This is a genomic window from Candidatus Binatia bacterium (assembly GCA_023150935.1).
GTDB lineage: Bacteria > Desulfobacterota > Binatia > HRBIN30 > HRBIN30 > JAKLJW01.
The window spans coordinates 1-581 of the sequence record JAKLJW010000151.1 but is presented as its reverse complement, the minus strand read 5'-3'; the positions used below and the strand labels follow the sequence as shown (position 1 = coordinate 581).

Here is a 581-nt window from a genome sequence, read left to right as displayed (position 1 = left end):
AGAACCTGACCCGCTTCGAGGGCCCGGGCGGGGGCGGCAGCACGGTACGGGGCAACCTCGCGCAGGCGCGGATCACCGTGATCACGCCGGGCGGAGTGGTGAAGCCGCGCCACCTGAACCGGCACATCGACTACTCGACGGTACCGGCGCCCTCGGGCGTGAAGGACCACAGCCTCGCCACCCCGGTCGACCTCGTGGTGTCGCCGGACGGCAGCAAGCTCTACGTGGCGGCCTTCGGATCGAGCCGGATCGGCGTCTTCGACACCGCGGACCTCGAGAACGACGCGCTCTGGGACGGCAGCGGCGCCGAGTTCGACCCCGAGGTGGAGAGCGCCAACTACATCGACGTCGGCGGCGGCGGCCCGGCCGGCCTCGCGCTGAACGCGGCCAAACACCGCCTCTACGTGCTGACGCGCTTCGACAACGCGCTCGTCACGGTGAACACCACGACCGGCGCGCAGATCGCGTCGCAGCCGCTCTCCTTCGACCCGGAGCCGGACTCGGTCGTCGAGGGTCGCTTCATGCTCTACGACGCGGTGCGGACCTCCTCGAACGGCGAGGCCTCCTGCTCGAGCTGCCAC

At 70.9% G+C, this 581-nt stretch carries 1 protein-coding gene; it reads left to right on the top strand.

The annotated features are described in order from the left end of the window. Window positions 1–581 (top strand): hypothetical protein (locus tag L6Q96_23455; protein MCK6557504.1); only part of this gene is annotated, 581 nt, incomplete at both ends.